Consider the following 25,434-nt stretch of genomic DNA (forward strand, 5'->3'; position numbering starts at 1 on the left):
TATTCCTGTCATTTCGACCGCAGGGAGAAATCTTCTTTCCGCGCGCCTGAGATGGGATTTCTCCCTGCGGTCGAAATGACAGGTCCATTTTTCATGGGGAATGGCCTGTGGTTTGCCCGACCAGCCCCTCAACCACCCGACAGCGCCCTCAGGTGCCGCCGGTAGTGCCGCAACTCCTCGATCGAATCACGCACGTCGCTCAGCGCCGTATGCGCCGACGTCTTGCGTACCCCGGCCAGCACCTGCGGCGCCCAGCGCCGCGCCAGTTCCTTGAGCGTGCTGACGTCGAGGTTGCGGTAGTGGAAGAACTGTTCCAGCGCCGGCATCTGCCGGTGCAGGAAACGCCGGTCCTGGCAGATGGAATTGCCGCACATCGGCGACTGCTTCGGCCCCAGCCACTGGCGCAGGAAATCGAGCGTGCGTGCCTCGGCCTCGGCCATCGCCACCCCCTCCTCCAGCACCCGGCGCCACAGTCCGGACTTGCCGTGCTGGTTGCGGTTCCATTCGTCCATCGCCTCGAGCGCGGCCAGCGGGTGCGCGATTGCGAATTCCGGGCCTTCGGCCAGCACGTTGAGTTCCGAGTCGGTGACCACGGTGGCGATCTCGAGGATCGAGTCGCGGTCCGTGTCGAGGCCGGTCATCTCCAGGTCGATCCAGACCAGGCGGCCGTGTTCGGTGTCGTGCGATGCCATGCGCTCGCGGTCGTTGTCGGGACGCGGCATCATAGCGCAGCCCCCACCTGCCCCCGGACCGACATGCCGCCGAACGCTTCCCTGGCCCACTACGCGATCCTGACCGCGATGCTGGCGCCGGCCTTCTTCCTGACCGCGACCGCGGCGCTGCTGGGATCGGCGAACGCGCGCCTGTCGCGCATCATCGACCGCGCGCGGAGCCTGCTGAAGGACCTCGCGGCAAGCGAGGATGCGGAGGAGCGGACGATGCTGGAGAAGCGGATCGTCGTGCAGCGGCGCCGCAGCCTGCTCATCCTGCGCGCCAGCCAGCTGCTGTACGTGGCGATCAGCTGCTTCGTCGCGACCAGCCTGCTGGTCGCAGGAGATTCGTTCTTCAACCACGTCTTCGGCCCGTGGCCGACGATCATGGCCGTGCTGGGCGTGCTGTCGATGTTCAGTTCCAGCCTGCTGCTGGCCAGCGAAGCCTCGCTGGCGGTGCGCGCGGTCAACGACGAGATGGACGATGCGCACCGGTTCGCGAACCGGCGCAGTCCGTTGATCTGACGCGTCGTGCGCCGCCGCTTCTGCGGTCGATATCCACGCAGAACCCATCGCCTCGAGCGCGGCACTCCAATCCTGTCATCCCGAGCGTAGCGAGGGATCTTGCTTGTCGAAGTCGGACAGTAGATCCCTCGCTACGCTCGGGATGACACGTTCAGACAGAACAGCCTGTCGTCGGGTCGATCGCCCGCCCTAGAGCGGCGGCCTGCCCCGCTTGGCGCGGAAATAGTTGCTGAGCCGGCGCCCGGCTTCATCGCCCAGCACCCCGCCCTGCACCTCGACCCGATGGTTGTGCCGCGGATCGGCGACCAGGTCGAACACGCTGCCGCAGGCGCCGGTCTTGGGGTCGGCCGCGCCGTAGACCAGGCGCGCCACGCGCGCGTGCACCAGCGCCATCGCGCACATCGCGCAGGGCTCCAGGGTCACGTACAGCGTGCTGCCGACGAGCCGGTGGTTGCCGGCCGCCCTGCCCGCCTCGCGCAGCGCGACGATCTCGGCGTGCGCGGTCGGGTCGTGTTCGGCGATGTTGCGGTTCCAGCCTTCGCCGAGGACCTGCCCGTCGGCCGCGACCAGCAGCGCGCCGACCGGGATCTCGTCGAACTCGCGCTCGGCGCGATCGGCCAGGGCGAAGGCGTGGCGCATCCAGCGCTCGTCGGCCGATTCGCCCGTGGCGCCGGGAGCGCCGGCGGATCCGGAAGGCGTGCCCTGCACGGCGGCGTCCTGCCCGTCCGTCACCAGCGCTGGTGCACGTGCGGACGGATGTCCTGGTCGTAGATCCGTGCCACCGCATCCATCGTGGCCTGCGGCAGCGCAGGCAGCGCCGACGCGGCGATGTTGCCCAGCGCCTGCCGCGGATTGCGCGCACCGGGAATCACCACGGTCACCGCCTCGTCCATCAGGATCCAGCGCAGCGCCAGCTGCGCCAGGGTCGCGCCTTCGGGCACCAGCGGCCGCAGCTTTTCCACCGCGGCCAGGCCGACCTCGTAGGGCACGCCGGAGAAGGTCTCGCCGACGTCGAAGGCTTCGCCTTTCCGGTTGAACTGGCGGTGGTCGTCCGCCTCGAAGCGGGTGTCTGCGCGGAACTTGCCGCTGAGCAGGCCACTGGCCAGCGGCACGCGCACGATCACCGCGACGTTGCGCCGTTGCGCTTCGCGGAAGAACAGCTCCGCCGGGCGCAGGCGGAACATGTTGTAGATGATCTGCACGCTGGCCACGTCCGGATACTCGATCGCCTTCAGCGCTTCCTCCACGCGCTCCACGCTCACGCCGTAGTGGCGCAGCTTGCCGCGCTCGACCAGCCGGTCCATCCGCTCGAATACTTCCGGATGGTAGTAGGCGTCGGTCGGCGGGCAATGCAGCTGGACGAGGTCGAGGCAGTCGGTCCCGAGGTTGCGCAGGCTGCGGTCGATCCAGCCTTCCAGATGCTCCGCGCTGTAGCCCTCGACGGTCTGCGCCGGCAGGCGGCGGCCGGCCTTGGTCGCCACGAACGGGCGATCGCCGCCGCGCTCCTTCAGCACGCGCGCGATCAGCTGCTCCGAGTGGCCGTCGCCGTAGACGTCGGCGGTGTCGATGAAATCAAGGCCCGCGTCCAGCGCCGCATGCAGCGCGGCCACGGATTCGGCATCGTCGACCTTGCCCCAGGCCGCGCCGATGGCCCAGGCGCCGAAACCGATCTCGCCAACGTCGCGGCCGGTGCGGCCGAAGGGTCTGGAATGCATGGAGAACTCCGGTGCTGTGGCGGCGTCAGTCGACGCAGGTCATTCCCACTCGATCGTCGCGGGGGGCTTGCCGCTGATATCATAAACAACGCGAGAAATTCCGCGTAATTCATTGATAATTCTATTGGAAACCGTACCCAGGAAGTCGTACGGCAGCTGCGCCCAGTGCGCGGTCATGAAGTCGATGGTCTCGACCGCGCGCAGCGCGATCACCCATTCGTAGGCGCGCGCGTCGCCGACCACGCCCACCGACTTCACCGGCAGGAACACCGCGAAGGCCTGGGACGTCTTGTCGTACAAGTCGGCCTTGCGCAGCTCGTCGATGAAGATCGCGTCCGCGCGCGCCAGAAGTTCGGCGTACTCGGGCTTCACCTCGCCCAGGATGCGCACGCCCAGCCCGGGGCCCGGGAACGGATGGCGGTAGACCATCGTGCGCGGCAGGCCGAGCTCGACGCCCAGGCGCCGCACCTCGTCCTTGAACAGTTCGCGCAGCGGCTCGACGAGGCCGAGCTTCATGTGCTCGGGCAGGCCGCCGACGTTGTGGTGGCTCTTGATGACGTGGGCCTTGCCGGTCTTGCTGCCGGCCGACTCGATCACGTCCGGATAGATCGTGCCCTGCGCCAGCCACTTCGCGTTCCTGAGCCTGTTCGACTCTTCCTCGAAGATCTCGACGAACAGGTTGCCGATGATCTTGCGCTTGGCCTCCGGATCGGCCACGCCTTCGAGCGCCCTGAAGTAGCGCTCGGCGGCGTTGACGCGGACCACCTTGACACCCATGTGCTCGGCGAACATCGCCATCACCTGGTCGCCTTCCTGCCAGCGCAGCAGGCCGGTGTCGACGAAGACACAGGTCAGCTGCTCGCCGATGGCCCTGTGCAGCAGCGCGGCGACGACCGAGGAATCGACGCCGCCGGACAGGCCGAGGATCACCTCATCCGAGCCAACCTGCTCGCGCACGCGCGCGATCTGGTCCTCGATGATGTTGGCCGCGGTCCACAGCGTGGCGCAGCCGCAGACCTCGACCACGAAGCGGCGCAGCAGCGTCTGGCCCTGCAGGGTATGGGTGACTTCCGGGTGGAATTGCACGCCGTACCAGCGCTTGTCCTCGTTGGCCATCGCCGCGACCGGGATGCGGTCGGTGGTGGCGGTGACGGTGAAGCCCGGCGGCACCTGCGAAACGTGGTCGCCGTGGCTCATCCAGACGTTGAGGCGCGACGCGCCCGGATGATCGCTCAGGCCGGAGAACAGCGCGTCGGGCGCGACCACGTCGACCTCGGCGTGGCCGAACTCGCGCTGGTCGGCGGCCTCGGTGGCGCCGCCCAGCTGCGCCGCCAGTGTCTGCATGCCGTAGCAGATGCCGAGGATCGGCAGATTGCTGTCGAACACCTGCTGCGGCGCGGCGGGCGCGCCCGGCAGCGTGGTCGATTCGGGACCGCCGGAGAGGATGATGCCCTTGGCGCCGAAGGCCTCGATCTCGGCCGGATCGTGGTCCCAGGCCCAGATCTCGCAGTAGACGCCGATCTCGCGGATGCGGCGCGCGATCAGCTGCGTGTACTGCGCGCCGAAGTCGAGGATCAGGATCTTGTCGGAGTGGATGTTGGTCATCGAGATGCCGGGCAGTTCAAGGCTGTCATCCCGAGCGCAGCGAGGGATCTGCTTGGCGACCGGCTCCGGAAAAAGCAGATCCCTCGCTGCGCTCGGGATGACATGGAAAGGTCAGCCAATCTGGTAATTCGGCGGCTGCTTGGTGATCTGCACGTCGTGCACGTGGCTCTCGCGCTGGCCGGCGCCGGTGATCTTCACGAACTTCGGCTGCGTGCGCATCTGTTCGACGGTCGCGCAGCCGACGTAGCCCATGGTCGCGCGCAGGCCGCCGGCGAGCTGGTGGATGATGCCGCTGAGCGGGCCGCGGTACGGCACGCGACCCTCGATGCCTTCGGGCACCAGTTTGTCGGCGTCCGAGGCGTCCTGGAAATAGCGGTCCTTCGACCCCTTTTCCATCGCGCCAAGCGAGCCCATGCCGCGGTAGCTCTTGTAGCTGCGGCCCTGGAACAGCTCGACCTCGCCCGGCGATTCCTCGGTGCCGGCGAACAGGCCGCCGATCATCACCGTCGAGGCACCGGCGACCAGCGCCTTGCCGATGTCGCCCGAGTAGCGGATGCCGCCGTCGGCGATGAACGGGATGCGGTCCTGCAGCGCCTCGGCCACCATGTCCACCGCGGTGATCTGCGGCACGCCCACGCCCGCGACCACGCGCGTGGTGCAGATCGAGCCCGGGCCCACGCCGACCTTGACCGCATCCGCGCCCGCATCCATCAGCGCCAGCGCGGCGTCGCCGGTGACGATGTTGCCGCCGATCACCTGCAGCGCGGGGAAATGCTTCTTCACCCAGGCGACGCGCTCGATCACGCCCTGCGAATGGCCGTGCGCGGTATCGACGATGACCACGTCCACGCCCGCGGCCGCGAGCGCCGCCACGCGCGCCTCGGTGTCGCCGCCGACGCCGACCGCGGCGCCGACCAGCAGCTGCTCGTCGGCGTCCTTGGCGGAGTTCGGGTTGTCCTGCGCCTTCTGGATGTCCTTGACCGTGATCAGGCCGCGCAGCTCGAAGGCGTCGTTGACCACCAGCACCTTCTCGATGCGGTGCCTGTGCAGCAGGCCGATGACCTCCTCGTCCGACGCGCCCTCCTTCACCGTGACCAGCCGCTCCTTCTTGGTCATGATGTTGCGCACCGGATCGTCGAGCTTCGTCTCGAAGCGCATGTCGCGCCCGGTGACGATGCCGACCAGCTGCCCGCCGTCCACGACGGGTACGCCGGAAATGTTGCGGGCGCGGGTGAGCTTGAGGACTTCGCCGATGGTGGTGTTGGGCGCGACCGTGAACGGCTCGCGGATCACGCCGGCCTCGAAGTTCTTGACCTTCGCGACCTCGGCCGCCTGGCGTTCGACCGACAGGTTCTTGTGGATGATGCCGATGCCGCCGAGCTGGGCCATCGCGATCGCGAGGCGGGCCTCGGTCACGGTGTCCATCGCCGCCGAGACGATCGGCAGGTTCAGGCGCAGGGACTTGGTGAGGTTCGTGGCGAGCGAGACGTCCTTGGGCAGGACGGTCGAATGCGCGGGGACGAGGGAAACGTCGTCGTACGTCAGTGCTTCAGCCTGGATGCGGAGCATCGGCAGTCCCGGGGAGGTGGGGAAGCGCGTCATTGTACCGCGTTGCCGCCCATCGCCGCATCCCGCCCCGGGAACGAACCGTCGCCGGGGCCGCGACATCCGCCGCGTTCGTGGGAGCGGCTATGGGAGGTCCACGGCCGCCTCGGCGGCTTCCAGCGTGTTCTGCATCAGCGTGGCCACGGTCATCGGCCCCACCCCGCCCGGGACCGGGGTGATCCAGCTGGCGCGCCGGGCCGCGGCCTCGAACTCGACGTCGCCGGTCAGGCGGCCGTCGTCGAGCCGGTTGATGCCGACGTCGATCACCACCGCGCCCGGCTTGACCCAGTCGCCGGGGATCAGGCCCGGCCGGCCCACGGCAACCACGAGGATGTCGGCCTCGCCCACGTGCCGCCGCAGCACGTCCTTCGGCGTGAACTTGTGGCAACTGGTGACCGTGCAGCCGGCGATCAGCAGCTCCAGCGCCATCGGCCGGCCGACGTGGTTGCTGACGCCGACGATGGTCGCGCTCTGCCCGCGCACCGGCCGGTCGGTGTAGGCCAACAGCGTGGTGATGCCGCGCGGCGTGCACGGACGCAGGCCGAACTGGCGCAGTGCGAGGTGGCCGACGTTCTCGGGATGGAAGCCGTCGACGTCCTTGCGCGGGTCGATGCGGTGGATCAGCCGCGTGGCGTCGGGGATGCCGGGCAGCGGCAGCTGCACGAGGATGCCGTGCACGGCCGGATCGGCGTTGAGCCGGTCGATCAGCGCCAGCAGCTCGGCTTCGGACGTGCCCGCGGGCAGGTCGAAGTCGAAGGCGTGGATGCCCACCTTTTCCGCGGCCCGGCGCTTGTTGCGCACGTACGACTGCGAGGCGGGATCGCTGCCGACCAGCACCACGGCCAGCCCGGGCCGCGGCAGTCCCGCGGCCAGGCGCGCGTCGACCCGCAGGCGCAGTTCGTCGAGCAGGGAATCGGCGATGCGCTTGCCGTCGAGGATGCGTGCGGTCATGCGGCGTGGATGGCGGAATCGGGAACGCGTATTGTCTCACGACCCCGCCGCGCGCCGCCAAGGAGCGAGCCATGACGCACGATGACGATCCCGAAACCCCGCACATCGAGGCCGCCGTGTTCCGTCGCCTTCGCGACCACCTGCTGCGGCAGCGGCCGGACGTGCAGAACATCGACCTGATGATCCTGGCCGGCTTCTGCCGCAACTGCCTGTCCGACTGGTACCGCGAAGCGGCCGACGCGCGCGGCATCACGATGACCAGGGACGAGGCGCGCGAGGCCGTGTACGGTGAACCCTTCGCCGACTGGAAGGCGAAGCACCAGCGCGAGGCGACGCCGGAACAGCTGGCGGCGTTCGAGGCCGCCCGCCGGCGCCACGGCTGATGCGCAGGATGCTGGCGACGCTGGCGATCGTGCTGGTGCTGGCCTACGCCACGCTGTGCGCCCTGCTGTTCCTCGCCCAGCGCAAGATGATCTACCTGCCCGAGTACACGCGCACGGCGCGTGACGGCACCGACTATGCGCTGGCCCGCGACGGCATCGAACTGCGCGGCTGGATCGTCAATCCGGGACAGGACTCGGCGATCGTGTACTTCGGCGGCAACGGCGAATCGGTGCAGGCGAACCGCGACGATTTCGCGCGCTGGTTCCCGCGGCGCACGGTCTACCTGCTCGCCTACCGCGGCTACGGCGCCAGCGATGGTGCGCCGTCGGGCGATGCCCTGCTCGATGACGCGCTGGCCTTCTTCGACGACGTGCAGACGCGGCATCCCGACCGGCCGGTGTCGGCGATCGGGCGCAGCCTCGGCAGCGGCATCGCCAGCCACGTCGCGGCGCAGCGCCCGGTGGACCGGCTGGCCCTGGTCACGCCGTTCGACAGCCTTGCCAACGTCGCCCAGTCACACTATCGCTGGCTGCCCGTGCGCTGGCTGCTGCGCGATCGCTATCCTTCGGTGGACTTCCTGCGCGCGTACCGCGGGCCGGTGCTGATGCTGCGCGCCGGGCGCGACGAGGTGATCCCGCCCGCGAACACCGACGCGCTGGAGCGCAGCCTGCCGCGGGCGCACGTCGTCGCGATCGACGAGGCCGGGCACAACGACATCCAGGCCTTCCCCGCCTACGGCGAGGCGCTTGCGGCGTTCCTGCAGTAGGCAACGCCGACGGGATGACAGCCGAAAGCAGTTCGCCCGGGCTCAGGGCGCCGCGGCGCGCGCACCTTCGGCCCAAGCCACCCGCGTCCCCGGCGGCGGCGCGGCCAGCGCCACGAGCTCATGCTCCGGCCTCAGCTGCAGCAGCACCGCCCAGTCCTGGCGGCTGGCGTTGCACGCGGCCTGCGCGTCCGGCGAGCACTCGACGTCGCCCGGCGCCCGCGTCGGCAGGCCCTCGAAGCGTCCGTCCGGGGCCAGCCGCAGCAGGCGCATGGTGACGCCGTCGACCACGTTGCCGCCGACCAGGTAGGCGACGTGTCCATCCGCCGTATCGGCGCCGACCACGATGTCGCAGTGCATGTCGAGCCCGGCATCGCTGCCCGCGATCCGCGCGCCCAGTCCATCGAAGCCGAACGTTCGCGACGGCACCCGCACGTAGCACAGCAGGTCGCCCTGCGCGGCTGCCGTGGTGGCCGGGTCAGCAAAGCGCCAGGCGCTGGCCTGCGGCGCGCGATAGGCCTGGCGCACGTAGCGCACGTGGCTGGGCGAACTGCTGAAACCCGGGATCCGCGCCGTCCGCATCACCCAGGAGATGAAAGCCGCCGACCACGGCGTATCGACCACGAACATCCGGCACGATGACGGCCCCGACGCGCACTGGCCGGAACCGCCCGCGCTGCCCAGCAGGCCGCTGCCACGCCAGTAGTCGACCACGCGCTGCCACGCGACCTGCCCGTTCGCCAGCGGCGAGGCCTCGGCCTCGCGCACGCGCGTACCGGCGATGCGGCCGTCGGCGTCGACGAACGGCCGGTACCAGAGCCGATGTTCCTCGCAGGCGGCCGCGGCGATGCGCACGGCCGGCGACGGCGACGCGGTCTGGCCACGCAGCGACGGACAGGGATCCGCCGCGGCCGCGGGCCAGGCCCAGGCGAGGAGCGCCGCCAGCAGGCCGCAGCGCAGGAACAGAAACAGAGGCATCGACATCGCAACCACCGTGCTCCAGGACGATGGACGGTCTATCGACGAAGCGGGCGCGGACGGGACATCCGCCGGCGCGTAGAACGGCGCGCGACTCCCGGCGCGGTGACGCCAGAGCATTTTCGACTCGGATGTTGACGTTTCCGTCGTCCCCGCGAAGGCGGGGACCCAGTGCCTTTGCTGTTGATTTCAAAGACAAAGACGCTGGATCCCCGCCTTCGCGGGGACGACGGATATGTGAGCGCTTGCGCCAAAACGCTCTAGCGTGGCCGCGGCGGAGCCGGGCAGCGCGGCAAGCCGACTTCCGGATCGCAGTGGTTGCAACACCGGGGCGCTGCCTGCGTCGGCGCCCCGCTCGGCGCGGCGGGACCGCCCTGCCCTCCGGCCGGCACCCAAGCCTGCGGCTGCGACGGGCTTCCCGCCGGCAGCTGCAACTGCGGCGACGGCGCCATCGGCAGGGCGGGCCGCAGCGCGGCGAGTTCGTCCGCCGGCCTCAGCTGCAGCAGCACCGACCAGTCCTGGCGGTTGAGGTCGCAGGCGTAGGGGCTTTCGGGCGTGCATTCGGGATCGCTGGCCAGGCGCATCGGCAGTTCGTCGAAACGATCACCGGGCGTCAGCCGCAGGCGGCGCATGGTCACGCTGTCGAAGACGTTGCCGCCGACGAGATAGGCGCTGCGTGCGCCGTCGCTGCCCACGTCGATGCCCGCCACCACGTCGCAGTGCATCGCCAACCCCGGCTCGTTGCCGCTCAGCAGCGTCGCCAGTTCGCCGAAGCCGTAGGTGCGCGCGGTGCCGCGCACGTTGCACAGCAGGTCGCCGCGCTGCACCCGGGCGGCCAGCGGGTTGGCCACGCGGTAGGGATTGGCCAGCGGCTCGCGGTAGGCGCGCCGCACGTAGGTCAGGTGGCTGGCCGAACCGTCGAATCCCGGCACCGCGGCCCGGCGCATGACCCAGGACAGGAACGCCGCCGACCACGGCGTGTCCACCACGAAGGCGCGGCACGAGGGCATCGGCGGCCCGCCGTAGGCGCAATCGCCCCCGCCCGCCTGCCAGAGCAGGCCGCTGTCGCGCCAGTATTCGATCACGCGCTGCCACGCCGGCTGGCCGTTGGCCAGCTTCGCGCGCTCGGCCTCGCGCACCCGCATCGAACCGATGCGGCCATCGGCCTCGATGAAGGGGCGGTACCAGAGGCGATGCTCCTCGCAGGCGGCCGCGGCGATCCGGGTCGAAGCGTCGGGTGCCTGGATGGCCGAGGCGGGCAGCTTCAGGCAGGGATCGGCGGCAGCGGCCTTCGCAGGGAGCAGCAGGCCGCAGGCCAGCAGGAGCAGGCAGGCGGCGATACGCGGGAACGGGCTGTGCATGGCGGGCATCCGGCTCGTCGGCAAGGCAGCCGCGGGTTCATCGCGGCCGGAGGGCTTGCGCCGACCGCCCCCTTGCCTTCCTCAGCCTGCGCAGAACGCAGCGTAGTCGATGTAACCCGGAAATGGCGCGCCCGGCGCGCACAGCGGGCAGTCGGGATCCGGCGACAGCCGGGTTTCGCGGAAGCGCATCGCCAGCGCGTCGAAATGCAGCAGGCGGCCGGCCAGCGGCTCGCCGATGTGCAGCAGCAGCTTGATCGCCTCGGTCGCCTGCAGCAGGCCGATCACGCCCGGCAGCACGCCGAGCACCCCGACCTCGCTGCAGTTTGGCGCGGCCTCGGGCGGCGGCGGCTCCGGGAACAAGCAGCGGTAGCACGGCGCCCTGCCGCGCTGGCGCCCGGCGTCGAACACGCTCACCTGCCCCTCGAAACGATGCACCGCGCCGTAGACCAGCGGCTTGCCCAGGTGCACGCAGGCGTCGTTGAGCAGGTAGCGCACGGGGAAGTTGTCGCCGCCGTCGACCACCACGTCCGCATCCGCGATCAATCGCTCGACGTTGTCGGAGGTCAGGCGCTCGGCGATCCCCTCGATGCTCACGCGCGGGTTCAGCGCCGAGAGCCGGGTCTGCGCCGAATCCACCTTCGGTACGCCGGTGTCGGCGTCGGTGTGCAGGATCTGGCGCTGCAGGTTGCTGCGGTCGACCACGTCGTCGTCCACCAGCCGCAGGCTGCCGACGCCCGCGGCGGCGAGGTAGAACGCCGCCGGCGAACCGAGCCCGCCCGCACCGACGACCACCACGCTCGCCGTTTCCAGCCGGCGCTGCCCGCGGGCACCGATCTCGGGCAGCCGCAGGTGGCGCGAATAGCGCTCGTGGAAATCCTCGTCGACCTTGCCCGCGGGACGGGTGAGCGGGAATCCCTCCGCCTGCCACATCACCGTGCCGCCGCGCACCGAGGTGACGCGTGGGTATCCCTGCCGCTGCAGTTGCTCCGCGGCCAGCATCGAACGGCCGCCGCTCTGGCAGATCAGCAGGACGTCGGTGTCGCGTTCGGAGATGAAGCGGTGCGGCGCGGCCTCCAGCTCGGCGCGGGCGACGCCGATCGCGCCCTGCGCCATGCCCAGCTCGCGCTCGTGTTCCTCGCGCACGTCGACCAGCAGCGCGCCCTGCTCGATCCGGAAGCTCGCTTCCCGCGGGGTGATCTCCTTCGCCATGCGCGGATTATCGCGCCGACGGTGGCGGCAGGGGTGAATCGGTCCGGATGGATGGCCGCTTGGGCCGGGCGGACGGATCGTGGCTGCATCGGACGGGTCGGATTTCCTTCCTTCCGGGCTTCGGCGGGTCCGTCGCGCAGAAGATTTTCCCTGTCATCCCTCGCTACGCTCGGGATGACACCTGTTTGACATCGCGTCGGCTGGCACTGCCCGGCGTCGGGTTGCCGCTTCAGTACGGCACCACCTCGACCACGCTGCCCGCCGGATAGTCCCGCGCCCCTTCCTCCAGCACAATCAGCGCGTCGGCATCGGCCGCCGCCCGCATCCGGTGCGAACCGTCGGCGGGATCGGGTTCGACATGGAGCATGCCGCCATCGTCGCTGGCCAGCCGGCCGCGCAGGAACTCGAGCCGCTCGTGCGCCTTGCGCCAGGGCGCCGACAGCCGTGCGCGCCAGGACTTGCGCACCACCCTGCCCTGCAGGCCATCCAGCAGCGGCCGCGCCAGCGCGAGCCACGTCGCCAGCACCGAGACCGGATTGCCGGGCAGGCACAGGAACAGCGCCGGCCCCAGCGTCCCGCCATCGGCGAACAGCGCCGGCATGCCGGGCCGCATCCGCACCTTCCAGAAGTGCACCCGGCCACGACGCTGCAGCAGCGCCGGCAGGTGGTCCTTCTCGCCCGCCGACACGCCGCCGCAGGTCAGGACCAGGTCGAAGGCCTCGCCGGCGTGGCGCAGCGCCGATTCGATCGCGGCCGGATCGTCGGGCAGCGTCGGCCAGGCGACCGGTTCGAGGCCGTCCGCGCGCAGCAGGCCCATCAGCAGTTCGCGGTTGGAGTTGTAGATCTGCCCGTGCGCCAGCGGCAGGCCGGGCTCGACCAGTTCGTCGCCGGTCGAGAACACCGCCACCGTCGGGCGCCGCGCCACGTCGACGCCGGCGATGCCCTGCGAGGCGAGCAGCGCGATGCGCGCCGGCGACAGCGCGTCGCCGGCGGCGGCCAGCAGGTCGCCCTCGCCCACGTCCTCGCCGCGCCGGCGCACGTGCCGTCCGGCCGACGGTGCGTGGAGGATGCGCACGCGGTCGCCTTCGAGCGCGGTGTCCTCCTTCATCACCACGGTGTCGGTGCCCTCCGGCAGGGGCGCGCCGGTGGTGATGCGCACGCATTCGCCGGGATTCACCGGCGGTGCGATCGCGCCGCCCGCGAACTGCTCGCCGCGCAGCACGAGCACGGTTTCGCCATCGGTGGCGAGATCGGCGTGGCGCAGGGCGAAGCCATCCATCGCCGAGTTGTCGAAGGCCGGCATCGGCATGTGCGCGACCGTCTCGCCGGCCAGCACGCGGCCGTGGGCGCGCGCGAGCGCGAGGTGCTCGACGGGCATCCGGCGTTCGCTCGCCACGCGCGCGAGGATGTCGCGGGCTTGTGCGTAGGCGATGCGTGTCGGGAAGGCGTCCGCGTTCATGGCGTCAGTGCATATCGATGCCGGCAGCCGCAAGGTCTTCCGGCGTGTTGAGGTTGCCGAAGCGTACCCCCTCGAAGCGCACCACGCGCATGCCGAGCCGCGCCTGCAGCGCGTGCACCGCGAATGCGTTCGTCGCAAGCGCTGCGGCGACGGCCTCGCGCAGCGCGTCGACCCGCCACAGCGCCACCAGCGGCTGCAGGCCGTCGTCGTCCTGCGCCGAGGCGCCATGATCCGAGCGCTGCGTCACCAGCATGCGCAGGACGCAGTCGTTCGCATCGACCACGTCGACCGGCAGGGTGAACAGCCACGGCGTGCGGCAGGCGGCGGCCAGCGCGTCGAGACCGGAGAGCGGTCCGGCGTCGGCGATCCGGTCCGGGACGGAAGTGAGGCCGAGCGCTGCATGGCGCGACAGTTCGCGATTGGCGCTGACCAGCACGGCGCCCGTCTCGACGCCGAAACGGGTGGCGATGCGCTGCACCTGCGGCACGCCGCCGCGCACCAGCCAGGCCTTGTCGCGCCCGCCCAGGCGCGTGGCGCGCCCGCCGGCGAGGATGCCGAGGGTGAGGTCGTCGGATGCGATGCCGGGGGCGGGAGGGGGCATGGAGGTTCGTGGCTTGTGGTTCGTAGTGGGTAGCCGACGCTGCCGGGATAGCCACCAACCACCCACTGTCATCCCTTGCGCTTGACGTGCCGGATCAGCCGCTTCTTCTTCGCGACCTGGCGCTCGCTCAGCACGTTCTTCTTGTCCTTGTAGGGATTGTCGCCTTCCTTGAACACGAAGCGCACCGGCGTGCCGACCAGCTTGAAGCGCTTGCGGAAGAAGTTCTCGAGGTAGCGCGTGTAGGTCGCCGACAGCGTGCGCAGGCGCGTGCCGTGCACGATGAAGGTCGGCGGGTTCTCGCCGCCCGGGTGGGCGAAGCGCAGCTTGGCGACGTGCCCGCGCACGACCGGCGGCGGGCTGGCCTCGTAGGCGATCTCAAGCGCGCGGGTGACTTCGGCGGTACTGAACTGCCTGGTCGCCGAGGCATGGGCGCGATGGATCGCGCGGAACAGTTCGCGCAGGCCCGAGCCGTGCTTGGCGCTGATCCGCACCGCCTCGGCCCATTGCACGAAGGAGAGCTTGCGCGACAGCAGCGCCTCGGTCTGCTCGCGCTGGTAGGCGCTCAGCCCGTCCCACTTGTTGATCGCGACCACCAGCGCGCGGCCGGCGTCGAGCACCGCGCCGAGCACGCTGGCATCCTGCTCGGTCACGCCTTCGCTGGCGTCGAGCAGGATCACCGCGACCTGGCACTGCTCGATCGCCTGCAGCGTCTTGACAATCGAGAACTTCTCCACCGCCTCGTCCACCTTCGACTTGCGGCGCAGGCCGGCGGTGTCGATCAGGCGATACCTGCGGCCGTCTCGCTCCAGGTCGACCGCGATCGAATCGCGGGTGGTGCCCGGCACGTCGGAGGCGATCATCCGCTCCTCGCCGAGGATGCGGTTGACCAAGGTCGATTTGCCCACGTTCGGGCGGCCGACGAAGGCGATGCGCACGCGCCCGGGATCGTCGTCCAGCGCTTCGGCGCCGCCGTCCTCGGGCAGGCGCTCGAGGAGCGTATCGAGCAGGTCGTCGATGCCCTGGCGGTGCGCGGACGACACCGCGAAGCTGTCGGCGAAGCCGTAGCGCGCGAATTCGGCCAGCGCGGCGCGGGCGTCGAGGCCGTCGGTCTTGTTCACCACCAGCAGGACCGGGCGCGCGGTCTTGCGCAGCCAGCGCAGGATCTCGTCGTCGAGCGAGGACGCGCCCTCGCGGCCGTCGACCACGAACAGGACCAGGTCGGCCTCCTCCGCGGCGGCACGCGCCTGCTTCGCGGTCGCGCCGGCCAGCCCCTCCTCGTCGCCGGCGATGCCGCCGGTATCGACGATCACGAACGGTCGCTGGCCCTCGAGCCGGCACACGCCGTAGTGGCGGTCGCGGGTGACGCCGGGCTGGTCGTGCACCAGCGCGTCGCGGGTGCGCGTCAACGCGTTGAACAGCGTCGACTTGCCGACGTTGGGGCGGCCCACGAGGGCGACGGAGGGGAGCATGGCTTGGGGGTGGCGAGATTAGGGGCTAGGGGCTGGGGGTTAGAAGCTAGGGGCGGGCCGTCGGGGGAAAGCGTAGCGCGCTGTCATCCCTCGCTGCGCTCGGGATGACGGCCAAGAATTGAGGGCGAGCCGCTCTTTCGCTAGCCCCTAGCCCCCAGTCCCCAATCCCTGCCCTACTGCACCCGCCAGGCCGTCAGGTCGCCATCCACGTTCTGCACCACGAGGATGCCGTCCGCCGCCACCGGCGCGCCCTTGATCGCGGCGCGGCCGGCGCGCTCGCGCGCGGCGAAGTCGCCGGTGTCGAGCCGCAGCCAGTGCAGGTAGCCGTCGAAGTCGCCGACCACCGCGTAGTCGCCCTGTACCGCCACGCCGCTGAGGTCGCGCCGCGCCAGCGCAGGCTGTTCCCAGCTGGCGCTGCCGGAACTGCGGTCCAGGCCCCACACCGAGCCGTTGCGGTCGGACACCACCAGCTTGTCGATCGCCAGCGCCGGCCGGTTCGAACCGCCGTGCTCGCTGCCCCAGATCGGGCGGCCGCTGGGCGCGTCGATCGCCAGCGTCGACTGCTTGTAGCTGCTCGCGTAGAGCACGGTGCCGTCGAGCACCGGGGTGCCGTCGACGTCGGCCATGCGATCGAGTTCGGTGCGACCGTCGGCCTGCGCGACCGGGACGTCCCACAGCTGCCGGCCGTCGGTCAACGACAGCGCGGCCAGGGTGCCGTCGTCGTTGCCGACGAACACGAAGCCGGGGCCGAGCACCGGGGCGTCGTTGCCGCGCACGGTCAGCGTCGGCAGTTCGCGGGTCCAGAACCAGCGGCGCTCGCCGCTGGCCGCGTCGAACGCGGTCACGCGCCCGTCGTTGGAGCGCACGAACACCATGCCCTGCCCGACCGCGGGCGCGGAGATGACTTCACTGACGACCTTGGCCTGCCAGCGCTCGCTGCCGGTGGCCGCGTCCAGCGCGATCACCTCGCCCTTGAGGCCGCCGACCACGACCAGGCCCTCGCCCACGCCGGGACCGCCGCTCAGGCGCAGGTCGGAGTCGTAATGCCAAACGGAAGCGCCGGACTGCAGGTCGAACGCACGCACGCCGCCGTCCACCGCGGCCGCATAGACCCGGCCATCGGCGATCACCGGCGCCTGGCGCACGCCCAGGCGATCCTCGCCCTTGCCGGCGCTGGCCGACCAGAGGCGGGAAACGGTCGCGGACGGCGCGAACTCGACCAGCTCCGCCGGCTCGGCCGCCTTCTTGGCCTTGGCCTTGTCGCTGTCGCCGCCGCCGAACCAGCCCTTGACCGTGCTGCAGCCGGCGAGCGCGAACACGCAGGCAAGGACGATCAGCGCGCGGGCGGCGTGGCGCCGCAGGCCGGGACGCGGGATCACCGGCGAGATGCTTTCCGACTTCATCAGGATTCGGTCCCCGTCGTTTCCGGCGCACCGCCGGCCTGGGTCAGTTTCAGTTCCAGCAGTTGGCGCTGCGGGGCGGCGACGTCGAGCTTGCGCAGGGCTTCTTCGTAGTCCTTGCGGGCTTCTTCGGTCTTGCCGAGCGCGAACCGCGCGTCGCCGCGGGTTTCGATCGAGGCGGCATCGTCGATGCCTGCGAGCAGGCCAAGCGCCTCCTCGCCCTTGCCGGCCTCGATCAGCAGGCGCGCCAGGCGCTGGCGGATCAGTGCGGACAGGCCGGGATCCTCGCTGCCCGCGGCGCGCAGCGTGGCGATCGCCTCGTCGGTATTGCCGGCGTCGAGCTGCGCCTTGGCGAGGTCGAGCGCGGCCAGCGCGGCGTACGGCGTATCGGCCAGCGACGCGGCCTGCGCCTTGGCCTTGTCGATGTCGCCGGCGCCGATGGCGTCGAGCGTGGACCTGTAGGATTCGCCGATCGCGACCCGCTTCTGGTGCTGCTGCTGCATCCACCACTTGCCGCCGCCGATCAGGGCCAGCCCGAGGGCGAGGCCTCCGACCAGGCCGAGGCTGTTCTGCTTCAGCCAGTTGCGGACTTTTTCGCTTTGTTCGTGCTCGTCGAGCAGTTCATCCAACGCCATCGTCTACTGCCAGTGTGTCCTGTCCGCAGCCGATGGCGGGACAAGCGGAGCGGTCGGGAACGTCCGGCATCGGTGGCCGGGCGCGCGTTCCACCGGTCCGGGTGCGGCGCTACTGGCCGATCGGCTCGATGGAGCCGTCAGAGGATACCGTAAAGCGCGCGACGTTCGCTCGCTGAAAGGCAGACAGATCCTGAACGTTGCCGTTGCCCTTGACCTCGACCGAACCGGCGTTGCCGAGCACGACGCGGCCGACCTCGCCGCGGGCGTAGTCGCGGCGTTCGCCGGCCTTGAGCAGGCCGCGTTCGAGCACGTCGCCGTCGGCGGCGAAGATTTCCACCCAGCTGTCTTCGGTGAAGCGCAGCGACAGCGCGGAGACTTGTTCATTGTGCTTGGCTGCGCGTGGCGGCAGCGAGGCCATCGAGGCCACCAGCGGGCGCGGGCCGGTGTCCGCCTGGCCATTGCCCTGCGGGCGCGCCGGCGCGGGCGAGGCGGCCGTCGTCGGCAGGTCGAGCGAGGCATCGACGCGGATCTGCGAATCCAGGTGCGAGCGCGTCGCCATCCACACCGGCACCGCGATCAGCGCGGTGATCACGATGTAGACCATGCGCCCCATCATCCTGTCGGCGGCGCGGCGCAGCGGCGGCGTGAACGTGCGCGGCTGCAGGCGGGCCGGTTCGATCGGCACCGCGTGCGACGCCGCGGGCAGTTCGTCGTCGACGCGCACGCCCAGCAGGCGCGCATAGCTGCGCAGCTGGCCGCGGACGAACACGGGGGCGTCGAGGCGGTCCCAGTCGCCGGCTTCCAGCGACTCGACCACCCGCGCCGGCATCTTCAGGCGCTGCGCCACGTCGGCGACGGACAGGCCGGCGGCCTCGCGCGCCTTGCGCAGGCGCTCCCCGTTGCCGAAGTCGGACTGGCCAGACATTGGGTCGGACGAGTTCATGGTGTGCTGCTTTCCCCTGGAAGCGCGTTCCCTGCTTGCGGAAACTCCGTCCTCAGCCGGCGAACATAACGGGCGGCGGCGGTGCTGTCGCCGAGTTTTTCTTCAATTCGTGACGCCAGTTCGAGTGCGGCCGGCGTCGCGGGCGCGGCCGAGAGCCTGCGCTCGGAAAAGGCGCGGGCCTCGAAGTAGCTCCCCTGGCGGAACTGGTGCTCGGCCATCGCCCCCAGCGCCACGGCATTGGCCGGATCGAGCTGGAGCGCGGCGCGCAGGTCGCGCTCGACGCGATCGTGCTGCCCGGCGATGGCGGCGCAGGTGCCGGCATTGGCCAGGGCGCCGGCGCGATCGCCGTAGTTGGGGTCGGTGACGGCATTGTCGAACCAGCGCAGCGATTCCGCCGCGCGCGCATTGCCGCACAGCCAGGCGCCGTAGTTGTTGTAGGTGGCGCCCGAGGGCCCCAGCTTCGCGGCTTCCGCGTAGTGGCTGCCGGCCAGTTCGGCCTGTCCCTGGCGGCTGGCGATGAAGGCCATCGTGGTATGGGTTTCGGGAAGCGAGGGATCGGCCTTGAGCGCCACCTTCGCCTCCGTGGCAGCGGCGTCGAGGTTGCCCGCCTGCAGTTGCTGGTTGGCCGCCGACACGCGACGGCGCGCCTCCGTCCTGCGCTTGCTGGCCTCGGTTTCCTTGAAGCTGTATTCCGGCGCGACCCGGTCCATGCCCTTGCGCTGCGCGTTGGGCTTGACGAAGCTCAGCCGCGAGCAGGCCGTCGCCAGCAGCGCGAGCGCGGCCGCGAGCAGGAGCAGGTCACGCCGCCGCATCGACGCCTCCGGCCTGCAGCTTCTTGCGGAACTCCGCCTGGCGGCGGGTGCGATCCATCACCTGGCCCTTGAGCTGGCCGCAGGCGGCGTCGATGTCGTCGCCGCGGGTGCGCCGCACCGGGGCGATCCGGCCAGCCTCGTTGAGCAGCTTCTGGAAGCGGCGGATGGCCGCGTCGTCCGGGCGCTCGAAGCGGGTGCCCGGGAACGGGTTGAACGGGATCAGGTTGACCTTGGCCGCGTCCTTCATCTGCAGCCGGTTGTCGAAGTCGCGCATCAGCCGCACCAGTTCGCGCGCGTGCGCGGGCTGGTCGTTGACGTCCTTCATCAGCGTGTATTCGAAGGTCACCGACTCGCCGCGCTTGCGCTGCGCGTAGCGCACGCAGGCGTCCATCAGTTCGGCGATCGGGTACTTCCTGTTGAGCGGCACCAGTTCGGTGCGCAGTGCGTCGTTGGGCGCATGCAGCGACACCGCCAGCGACACGTCGCTGACTTCGCCCAGCCTGTCGATCATCGGCACCAGGCCGGCGGTCGACAGCGTGACCCGCTTGTTCGCAAGCCCGTAGCCGAGGTCGTCGCGCATCACGCTCATCGCGCGCACGACGTTGTCGAAGTTCATGAGCGGCTCGCCCATGCCCATCATCACCACGTTGGTCAGCCGGCGCTGTTTGTGCGGCACGTTGCCGAGGTGGCGCGCAGCCACCCACACCTGGCCGATGATCTCGGCGGTGGACAGGTTGCGGTTGAAGCCCTGGGTGGCGGTCGAGCAGAACTGGCAGTTGAGCGCGCAGCCCACCTGCGAGGACACGCACAGCGTGCCGCGCCCCTTGTCGGGGATGTAGACGGTTTCGATGGCGTTGCTGCCGTCCATCGCCAGCAACCACTTGTGGGTGCCGTCGGCGGAGGGTTTCTCGAACTGGACCTGCGGCACGCGTACTTCGGCGTGCTGCTGCAGCTTGGCGCGCAGCGCCTTGCCGAGATCCGTCATTTCGTCGAAGTCGGTGACGTGGCGGTGGTGGATCCACTTCATCACCTGGTGTGCGCGGAAACGCTTCTCGCCGAGGGTGTCGGCGAAGAAGCGCTCCAGGCCCTCGCGGTCGAGGTCGAGCAGGTTCTGCTTGGCGCTGGCTGCGACGTCGCTCACGGGGGCATCAGGCCATCAACGCGGAAAGATTTCGGTGCTGGCGAAGAAGTACGCGATCTCGACCGCAGCCGTTTCCGGCGCGTCCGAACCGTGCACCGCGTTGGCGTCGATGCTGTCGGCGAAGTCGGCGCGGATCGTACCCGGCGCCGCGTCCTTCGGGTTGGTCGCGCCCATCAGTTCGCGGTTCTTCGCGATCGCGTTCTCGCCTTCCAGCGCCTGGATCATCACCGGGCCGCTGATCATGAACTCGACCAGCGCGTTGAAGAACGGACGTTCGCGATGCACCGCGTAGAAGCCTTCGGCTTCCTTGCGCGAGAGGTGCTTCATCTTCGAGGCGACGACCTTCAGGCCGCCCTTCTCGAAACGCGAATAGATCTCGCCGATGACGTTCTTCGCGACGGCATCGGGCTTGATGATCGACAGGGTGCGCTCCAGCGCCATTTGCTCTCTCCGGGCAGGGGCCGCTCGCTCGGGAACGGCCAGATTAACATGGAAAAACCCGCGTGGGGACGCGGGTTTAGCCGACATGGCTGCGGTAATTCTATCGGATTGTCCGGCAACGCAGCACCCCCTGGTTTGCGCTCGCCCGGGTCCCGGCCTATGATCAAACAAGCGTTTGATTGATCCTTCGGGGGGCTTCGTGGCGGGACCGCAGTTTTCGACCAAGGACCGGATCCTCGGCGCGGCCGAGGAGTTGTTCGCCCAGCACGGGTTCTCCGGCACCTCGCTGCGCCAGGTGACCAGCCGCGCCGACGTCAACATCGCCGCGGTCAACTACCACTTCGGCAGCAAGGAGAACCTCGTCAACGAGGTCTTCCGCCGGCGCATGGACGTGATGAGCGGCCACCGGCTGGAGCGCCTGCGCCTGGCGCTGGCCGAGCGCTCCGGGGAGATCGAGCCGATCCTCGCCGCCTTCGTCGAACCCGCGCTGGACATGGCCCAGGATCGCCACGGCGGCGCCTTCATCCGCGTCATCGCACGCGCCTACGCCGAGAAGAACGACGGCCTGCGCAAGTTCCTGTCCGACCAGTACGGCCACGTGCAGCGCGAGTTCGCGCGGGCGCTGGCCGGCTGCCTGCCGCAGTTGAGCAAGGAGGAACTCTACTGGCGGCTCGACTTCCTCGGGGGCGCGCTGACCTACGCGATGGCCGACTTCGGGCTGATCAAGCGGCCCTCCGGCGTCGGCGAGGCCGCGCACCGCCAGCGCGCGGCGCAGGAACTGATCCGCTTCGCCGCAGCTGGTTTCAAGGCCTGATTTGTCCTGTTATTTCCTTTCATAAACAGATGGATATAGAACATGTCTGAGAAACTGCTTGTACGACGCGCCGCGGTCCTCGGCGCCGGCGTGATGGGCGCACAGATTGCCGCGCACCTGACCAACGCCGGCGTCGACACCGTGCTGTTCGACCTGCCGGCCAGGGAAGGCGACCCGAATGGCGTCGTGGCCAAGGCCCTGGCCAACCTCGGCAAGCTCAGCCCTGCCCCGCTCGCCAGCCGGTCGCTGGCCGAGGCGATCACGCCGGCCAACTACGAGACCGGGCTGGACCTGCTCGAGGGCTGCGACCTGATCATCGAAGCGATCGCCGAGCGGATGGACTGGAAGCAGGACCTCTACCGGAAGATCGCCCCCTTCGTGCCCGCCCACGCGGTGCTGGCCAGCAACACTTCCGGCCTTGGAATCAATAAGTTGGCTGAAGTTCTTCCTGAAGAACTTCGCCACCGGTTCTGCGGCGTGCACTTCTTCAACCCGCCGCGCTACATGCACCTGGCCGAGCTGATCCCGGCCAAGACCACCGACAAGGCCGTGCTTGAGGGACTGGAAGCCTTCCTGACCAGCACCCTCGGCAAGGGCGTGGTCTACGCCAAGGACACGCCCAACTTCATCGGCAACCGGATCGGCGTGTTCTCGATCCTGGCCACGGCCCACCACACCGGCGAGTTCGAGCTGGGCTTCGACGAGGTCGACGCCATCACCGGCCCGTTGATCGGCCGGCCGAAGTCGGCGACCTACCGCACCTCGGACGTGGTCGGCCTCGACACCATGGCCCACGTCATCAAGACCATGGCCGACACCCTGCCCGACGACCCCTGGCACCCCTACTTCAAGTCGCCGAAGTGGCTGGAGGCGCTGATCGCCAAGGGCGCGCTGGGCCAGAAGACCGGCGCCGGCATCTTCCGCAAGCTCGGCAAGGACATCGTGGTCCTGGACCTGGAGAAGCAGGACTACCGCCCGGCCGACCGTGTCGCGGCGCCGGAAGTGGTCGAGATCCTCAAGACGAAGAACCCGGCCGAGAAGTTCGCGAAGCTGCGCGAGAGCCCGCACCCGCAGGCGCAGTTCCTTTGGGCGGTGTTCCGCGACCTGTTCCACTACAGCGCTTACCACCTGTCCGACATCGCCGAGACCGCGCGCGACGTCGACCTCGCCATTCGCTGGGGCTACGGCTGGTCGCTGGGCCCGTTCGAGACCTGGCAGGCGGCCGGCTGGAAGCAGGTCGCGCAATGGATCGCCGACGACATCGTCGCCGGCAAGGCGATGAGCAGCGCGCCCCTGCCCGACTGGGTGTTCGACGGCCGCGAGGGCGTGCACGCCGGCGAAGGCAGCTACAGCCCGGGCAAGAACGCCAAGCTGCCGCGCTCGTCGCTGGACGTGTACAGGCGCCAGCGCTTCCCCGATCCGCTGCTGGGCGAGTCGTTCGCGCAGGGCGAAACCGTGTTCGAGAACGACGGCGTGCGCCTGTGGACCGACGGCGACGACGTCGGCGTGGTCTCGTTCAAGACCAAGATGCACACCGTGTCCGACGCGGTGCTGGACGGACTGCAGGAAGCCATCGGCATCGCCGAGAAGCAGTTCGCCGGCCTCGTCGTCTGGCAGCCGAAGGAGCCCTTCTCCGCCGGCGCCGACCTCGCCGGCGCGCTGGGCCTGCTGCAGGCCGGCAAGGTCGATGCGTTCGAGGCGATGGTCGCCAACTTCCAGGCCACCAGCCAGCGGATCAAGTATTCGCTGGTGCCGGTGGTCGCCGCGGTGCGCGGGCTGGCACTGGGCGGCGGCTGCGAATTCCAGATGCACAGCGCGCGCACGGTCGCGCACCTGGAAAGCTACATCGGCCTGGTGGAGGCCGGCGTCGGCCTGCTTCCGGCCGGCGGCGGCCTGAAGGAAATCGCGGTGCGGGCCTCGCAGGCCGCGGGTCCGGGCGGCGACGTGTTCGCCGAGCTGAAGAAGACCTTCCAGACCGTGGCGATGGCCAAGGTTTCGGCGTCCGCCGTCGAGGCGAAGGATCTGGGCCTGCTGCGCGCGAACGACAAGGTCGTGTTCAACGCCTTCGAGCTGCTGCACATCGCCCGGCAGGAAGCCCGCGCGCTGGCCGAAACCGGCTACCGCCCGCCCCTGCCCGCGCGCCGCATCCAGGTGGCCGGCGACGTCGGCATCGCCACCTTCCGCATGCTGCTGGTGAACATGCTCGAAGGCCGCTTCATCAGCCCCTACGACGACGAGATCGCCACCCGCATCGCCACCGTGCTCTGCGGCGGCGAGGTCGACCGCGGCGCGATCGTCGACGAGGCGTGGCTGCTGAAGCTCGAGCGCAGGCACTTCGTCGAACTGGCGCAACAGGAAAAGACGCAGGCGCGCATCGCGCACATGCTCAAGACCGGGAAGCCGTTGAGGAATTGACGACCTGGCGTCATTCCCGCGAAGGCGGGAACCCGGTGTCTTTGCCCATCGCAAGTCAAAGCCACTGGATCCCCGCCTTCGCGGGGATGACGAAACAGGACTCCATCCGCCCTACGAATCGAGAACCAACATGAGCAAGCAAATCCAGGACGCCTACATCGTCGCCGCCACCCGCACCCCGGTCGGCAAGGCGCCCAAGGGCGTGTTCCGCAACACCCGTCCCGACGACATGCTCGCCCACGTGCTCAGGGCCGTGGTCGCGCTGGCGCCGGGCATCGACGTCAATCGCATCGACGATGCCATCATCGGCTGCGCCATGCCCGAGGGCGAGCAAGGCATGAACGTGGCGCGCATCGGCGTGCTGCTGGCGGGGCTGCCGGACACCGTGGCCGCGCAGACCATCAACCGCTTCTGCTCCTCCGGCCTGCAGGCCGTGGCGCTGGCGGCCGACCAGATCCGCCTCGGCAACGCCGACCTGATGCTGGCCGGCGGCACCGAGTCGATGTCGATGGTGCCGATGATGGGCAACAAGGTCGCGCTGTCGCCCAGCGTGTTCAAGGACGACCACGTGGCCATCGCCTACGGCATGGGCATCACCGCCGAGAAGGTCGCCGAGGAGTGGAAGGTCTCGCGCGAGGACCAGGATGCCTTCGCCGTCGCCTCGCACCGGAAGGCGCTGGCGGCGCAGGCGGCCGGCGAGTTCGCACAGGAGATCACGCCGTATGAAGTCGTCTCGCACCAGCCCGACCTTGCCGGAAACACCGTGAGACTGAAGAAGCTGCTGGTCGAGCACGACGAGGGCCCGCGCGCGGACACCTCGCCGGAAGGCCTGGCGAAGCTGCGCACGGTGTTCCGCAACGGCCAGTTCGGCGGTTCGGTGACGGCCGGCAACTCCTCGCAGATGAGTGACGGCGCCGGCGCGGTGCTGCTGGCCTCGGAGCAGGCGGTCAAGGACTACGGCCTGACGCCGCTCGCCCGCTTCGTCAGCTTCTCGGTGGCCGGCGTGCGGCCGGAGGTGATGGGCATCGGCCCGATCGCGGCGATCCCGAAGGCGCTGAAGCAGGCCGGATTGACGAAGGACCAGCTGGACTGGATCGAACTCAACGAAGCCTTCGCCGCGCAGGCGCTGGCGGTGATCCGCGATTCGGAGCTGGACCCGGACAAGATCAATCCCCTGGGCGGCGCGATCGCGCTCGGCCACCCGCTGGGCGCGACCGGCGCGATCCGCACCGCCACCCTCGTCCACGGCCTGCGCCGGCGCCAGCAGAAGTACGGCATGGTGACGATGTGCATCGGCACCGGCATGGGCGCGGCGGGGATCTTCGAGGCGCTCTGAGCGGGCTACCCACCGCTGTAGCAAAACGGCGCCTCTGAGGCGCCGTTTTTTCGGCTGTCAGGAACTCCCGGCAGGATGTCATCCCGAGCGCGGCGAGGGACCTTCTTTTCCGGAACCTGCGGGCGAAAATCCTTCGCTCCGCCCGGGATGACAAAGCCATTC

The 25,434-nt window shown here is 69.9% G+C and carries 24 protein-coding genes; 6 read left to right on the plus strand and 18 right to left on the minus strand.

Translation table 11 applies throughout. The features are described 5' to 3' along the window. Positions 1-128: 128 nt before the first annotated feature. Entirely contained in the window at positions 129-692 is a 564-nt protein-coding gene (orn, locus tag FQY83_RS03555; RefSeq protein WP_146385366.1) for an oligoribonuclease, read from the minus strand. A 63-nt stretch (positions 693-755) separates the two neighbouring features. On the opposite strand from orn, the gene FQY83_RS03560 reads away from it, so the two are divergent. Next, positions 756-1,235, plus strand: coding sequence for a DUF2721 domain-containing protein (locus FQY83_RS03560; protein ID WP_146385028.1), 480 nt, complete (start codon positions 756-758; stop codon positions 1,233-1,235). A 189-nt stretch (positions 1,236-1,424) separates the two neighbouring features. Here FQY83_RS03560 and tadA read toward each other — a convergent pair whose 3' ends face one another. From tadA to folD, 5 genes are all read right to left on the minus strand, one after another. Next, a complete protein-coding gene (gene tadA / locus FQY83_RS03565) occupies positions 1,425-1,874 on the minus strand; it encodes a tRNA adenosine(34) deaminase TadA (protein WP_146385368.1) in 450 nt (149 codons plus the stop codon). 89 nt (positions 1,875-1,963) lie between these two features. Then, positions 1,964-2,950: an aldo/keto reductase gene (locus FQY83_RS03570; RefSeq protein WP_146385030.1), complete on the minus strand. Its 987-nt coding sequence runs from the start codon at positions 2,948-2,950 to the stop codon at positions 1,964-1,966. Between the two features lie 39 nt (positions 2,951-2,989). Further along, entirely contained in the window at positions 2,990-4,555 is a 1,566-nt protein-coding gene (gene guaA / locus FQY83_RS03575) for a glutamine-hydrolyzing GMP synthase (RefSeq protein WP_146385032.1), read from the minus strand. 111 nt (positions 4,556-4,666) lie between these two features. Next, positions 4,667-6,124 carry an IMP dehydrogenase gene (guaB, locus tag FQY83_RS03580; protein ID WP_146385034.1) on the minus strand — a complete coding sequence of 486 codons (1,458 nt, stop codon included), beginning with the start codon at positions 6,122-6,124 and terminating at the stop codon, positions 4,667-4,669. Positions 6,125-6,244: 120 nt separating this feature from the next. Continuing rightward, entirely contained in the window at positions 6,245-7,111 is an 867-nt protein-coding gene (gene folD, locus FQY83_RS03585) for a bifunctional methylenetetrahydrofolate dehydrogenase/methenyltetrahydrofolate cyclohydrolase FolD (RefSeq protein WP_146385036.1), read from the minus strand. A 71-nt stretch (positions 7,112-7,182) separates the two neighbouring features. Between folD and FQY83_RS03590 the strand changes: the two genes are divergently transcribed. Together FQY83_RS03590 and FQY83_RS03595 are read left to right on the plus strand one after the other, a co-directional pair. Continuing rightward, a complete protein-coding gene (locus FQY83_RS03590) occupies positions 7,183-7,494 on the plus strand; it encodes a DUF1244 domain-containing protein (RefSeq protein WP_146385038.1) in 312 nt (103 codons plus the stop codon). Beyond that, positions 7,494-8,261, plus strand: a complete 768-nt coding sequence (locus FQY83_RS03595; RefSeq protein ID WP_146385040.1) for an alpha/beta hydrolase — start codon at positions 7,494-7,496, stop codon at positions 8,259-8,261. Before FQY83_RS03590 ends, FQY83_RS03595 begins: the two co-directional genes overlap by 1 nt. A gap of 42 nt (positions 8,262-8,303) precedes the next feature. Here FQY83_RS03595 and FQY83_RS03600 read toward each other — a convergent pair whose 3' ends face one another. From FQY83_RS03600 to ndk, 12 genes are all read right to left on the minus strand, one after another. After that, positions 8,304-9,236, minus strand: coding sequence for a DUF2272 domain-containing protein (locus FQY83_RS03600; protein WP_158636424.1), 933 nt, complete (start codon positions 9,234-9,236; stop codon positions 8,304-8,306). A gap of 260 nt (positions 9,237-9,496) precedes the next feature. Then, positions 9,497-10,597, minus strand: coding sequence for a DUF2272 domain-containing protein (locus FQY83_RS03605; RefSeq protein ID WP_158636425.1), 1,101 nt, complete (start codon positions 10,595-10,597; stop codon positions 9,497-9,499). A gap of 81 nt (positions 10,598-10,678) precedes the next feature. Beyond that, on the minus strand, positions 10,679-11,806 hold the full coding sequence (moeB, locus tag FQY83_RS03610) for a molybdopterin-synthase adenylyltransferase MoeB (protein ID WP_146385046.1): 1,128 nt from the start codon (positions 11,804-11,806) through the stop codon (positions 10,679-10,681). Between the two features lie 229 nt (positions 11,807-12,035). Then, complete coding sequence (locus FQY83_RS03615; RefSeq protein WP_146385048.1) at positions 12,036-13,265, minus strand: molybdopterin molybdotransferase MoeA; 1,230 nt, start codon at positions 13,263-13,265, stop codon at positions 12,036-12,038. Between the two features lie 4 nt (positions 13,266-13,269). Next, positions 13,270-13,866: a molybdenum cofactor guanylyltransferase gene (gene mobA / locus FQY83_RS03620; protein WP_146385050.1), complete on the minus strand. Its 597-nt coding sequence runs from the start codon at positions 13,864-13,866 to the stop codon at positions 13,270-13,272. 68 nt (positions 13,867-13,934) lie between these two features. Continuing rightward, a complete protein-coding gene (der, locus tag FQY83_RS03625; RefSeq protein WP_146385052.1) occupies positions 13,935-15,335 on the minus strand; it encodes a ribosome biogenesis GTPase Der in 1,401 nt (466 codons plus the stop codon). 173 nt (positions 15,336-15,508) lie between these two features. Beyond that, positions 15,509-16,738 (minus strand): outer membrane protein assembly factor BamB, encoded by a 1,230-nt coding sequence (gene bamB / locus FQY83_RS03630; RefSeq protein ID WP_146385054.1) that lies wholly within the window; start codon positions 16,736-16,738, stop codon positions 15,509-15,511. Further along, positions 16,738-17,370 (minus strand): YfgM family protein, encoded by a 633-nt coding sequence (locus FQY83_RS03635; RefSeq protein WP_146385055.1) that lies wholly within the window; start codon positions 17,368-17,370, stop codon positions 16,738-16,740. The genes bamB and FQY83_RS03635 overlap by 1 nt, the downstream gene beginning before the upstream one ends. Positions 17,371-17,479: 109 nt before the next feature. After that, positions 17,480-18,313 (minus strand): helix-turn-helix domain-containing protein, encoded by an 834-nt coding sequence (locus FQY83_RS03640; RefSeq protein WP_146385057.1) that lies wholly within the window; start codon positions 18,311-18,313, stop codon positions 17,480-17,482. Further along, complete coding sequence (pilW, locus tag FQY83_RS03645) at positions 18,310-19,125, minus strand: type IV pilus biogenesis/stability protein PilW (protein WP_146385059.1); 816 nt, start codon at positions 19,123-19,125, stop codon at positions 18,310-18,312. Before pilW ends, FQY83_RS03640 begins: the two co-directional genes overlap by 4 nt. After that, the gene (rlmN, locus tag FQY83_RS03650) at positions 19,112-20,266 is read right to left on the minus strand and encodes a dual-specificity RNA methyltransferase RlmN (RefSeq protein ID WP_146385061.1); all 1,155 of its coding nucleotides are present in this window, start codon (positions 20,264-20,266) and stop codon (positions 19,112-19,114) included. Before rlmN ends, pilW begins: the two co-directional genes overlap by 14 nt. 15 nt (positions 20,267-20,281) lie before the next feature. Next, complete coding sequence (gene ndk, locus FQY83_RS03655; RefSeq protein ID WP_146385063.1) at positions 20,282-20,707, minus strand: nucleoside-diphosphate kinase; 426 nt, start codon at positions 20,705-20,707, stop codon at positions 20,282-20,284. A gap of 199 nt (positions 20,708-20,906) precedes the next feature. Between ndk and FQY83_RS03660 the strand changes: the two genes are divergently transcribed. From FQY83_RS03660 to FQY83_RS03670, 3 genes are all read left to right on the plus strand, one after another. Beyond that, positions 20,907-21,521: a TetR/AcrR family transcriptional regulator gene (locus FQY83_RS03660; protein ID WP_146385065.1), complete on the plus strand. Its 615-nt coding sequence runs from the start codon at positions 20,907-20,909 to the stop codon at positions 21,519-21,521. A gap of 42 nt (positions 21,522-21,563) precedes the next feature. Then, the gene (locus FQY83_RS03665) at positions 21,564-23,936 is read left to right on the plus strand and encodes a 3-hydroxyacyl-CoA dehydrogenase/enoyl-CoA hydratase family protein (RefSeq protein WP_146385067.1); all 2,373 of its coding nucleotides are present in this window, start codon (positions 21,564-21,566) and stop codon (positions 23,934-23,936) included. 130 nt (positions 23,937-24,066) lie between these two features. Further along, positions 24,067-25,272, plus strand: coding sequence for an acetyl-CoA C-acyltransferase (locus FQY83_RS03670; protein ID WP_146385069.1), 1,206 nt, complete (start codon positions 24,067-24,069; stop codon positions 25,270-25,272). Positions 25,273-25,434 lie beyond the last annotated feature (162 nt).

The sequence above is a fragment of the Luteimonas marina genome (genome assembly GCF_007859325.1).
Lineage (GTDB): Bacteria > Pseudomonadota > Gammaproteobacteria > Xanthomonadales > Xanthomonadaceae > Luteimonas > Luteimonas marina.

Excerpts from the sequence above, each read along its gene's own strand:
- moeB (WP_146385046.1), bottom strand. The coding sequence starts at position 11,806 with ATGGCGAAGGAGATCACCCCGCGGGAAGCGAGCTTCCGGATCGAGCAG.
- FQY83_RS03640 (WP_146385057.1), bottom strand. The coding sequence starts at position 18,313 with ATGAACTCGTCCGACCCAATGTCTGGCCAGTCCGACTTCGGCAACGGG.
- FQY83_RS03590 (WP_146385038.1), top strand. The coding sequence starts at position 7,183 with ATGACGCACGATGACGATCCCGAAACCCCGCACATCGAGGCCGCCGTG.
- pilW (WP_146385059.1), bottom strand. The coding sequence starts at position 19,125 with ATGCGGCGGCGTGACCTGCTCCTGCTCGCGGCCGCGCTCGCGCTGCTG.
- FQY83_RS03615 (WP_146385048.1), bottom strand. The coding sequence starts at position 13,265 with ATGAACGCGGACGCCTTCCCGACACGCATCGCCTACGCACAAGCCCGC.
- der (WP_146385052.1), bottom strand. The coding sequence starts at position 15,335 with ATGCTCCCCTCCGTCGCCCTCGTGGGCCGCCCCAACGTCGGCAAGTCG.
- guaA (WP_146385032.1), bottom strand. The coding sequence starts at position 4,555 with ATGACCAACATCCACTCCGACAAGATCCTGATCCTCGACTTCGGCGCG.
- tadA (WP_146385368.1), bottom strand. The coding sequence starts at position 1,874 with ATGCGCCACGCCTTCGCCCTGGCCGATCGCGCCGAGCGCGAGTTCGAC.
- FQY83_RS03570 (WP_146385030.1), bottom strand. The coding sequence starts at position 2,950 with ATGCATTCCAGACCCTTCGGCCGCACCGGCCGCGACGTTGGCGAGATC.
- bamB (WP_146385054.1), bottom strand. The coding sequence starts at position 16,738 with ATGAAGTCGGAAAGCATCTCGCCGGTGATCCCGCGTCCCGGCCTGCGG.
- FQY83_RS03635 (WP_146385055.1), bottom strand. The coding sequence starts at position 17,370 with ATGGCGTTGGATGAACTGCTCGACGAGCACGAACAAAGCGAAAAAGTC.
- FQY83_RS03595 (WP_146385040.1), top strand. The coding sequence starts at position 7,494 with ATGCGCAGGATGCTGGCGACGCTGGCGATCGTGCTGGTGCTGGCCTAC.
- ndk (WP_146385063.1), bottom strand. The coding sequence starts at position 20,707 with ATGGCGCTGGAGCGCACCCTGTCGATCATCAAGCCCGATGCCGTCGCG.
- FQY83_RS03665 (WP_146385067.1), top strand. The coding sequence starts at position 21,564 with ATGTCTGAGAAACTGCTTGTACGACGCGCCGCGGTCCTCGGCGCCGGC.
- guaB (WP_146385034.1), bottom strand. The coding sequence starts at position 6,124 with ATGCTCCGCATCCAGGCTGAAGCACTGACGTACGACGACGTTTCCCTC.
- folD (WP_146385036.1), bottom strand. The coding sequence starts at position 7,111 with ATGACCGCACGCATCCTCGACGGCAAGCGCATCGCCGATTCCCTGCTC.
- FQY83_RS03600 (WP_158636424.1), bottom strand. The coding sequence starts at position 9,236 with ATGCCTCTGTTTCTGTTCCTGCGCTGCGGCCTGCTGGCGGCGCTCCTC.
- orn (WP_146385366.1), bottom strand. The coding sequence starts at position 692 with ATGGCATCGCACGACACCGAACACGGCCGCCTGGTCTGGATCGACCTG.
- FQY83_RS03560 (WP_146385028.1), top strand. The coding sequence starts at position 756 with ATGCCGCCGAACGCTTCCCTGGCCCACTACGCGATCCTGACCGCGATG.
- mobA (WP_146385050.1), bottom strand. The coding sequence starts at position 13,866 with ATGCCCCCTCCCGCCCCCGGCATCGCATCCGACGACCTCACCCTCGGC.
- FQY83_RS03670 (WP_146385069.1), top strand. The coding sequence starts at position 24,067 with ATGAGCAAGCAAATCCAGGACGCCTACATCGTCGCCGCCACCCGCACC.
- FQY83_RS03605 (WP_158636425.1), bottom strand. The coding sequence starts at position 10,597 with ATGCACAGCCCGTTCCCGCGTATCGCCGCCTGCCTGCTCCTGCTGGCC.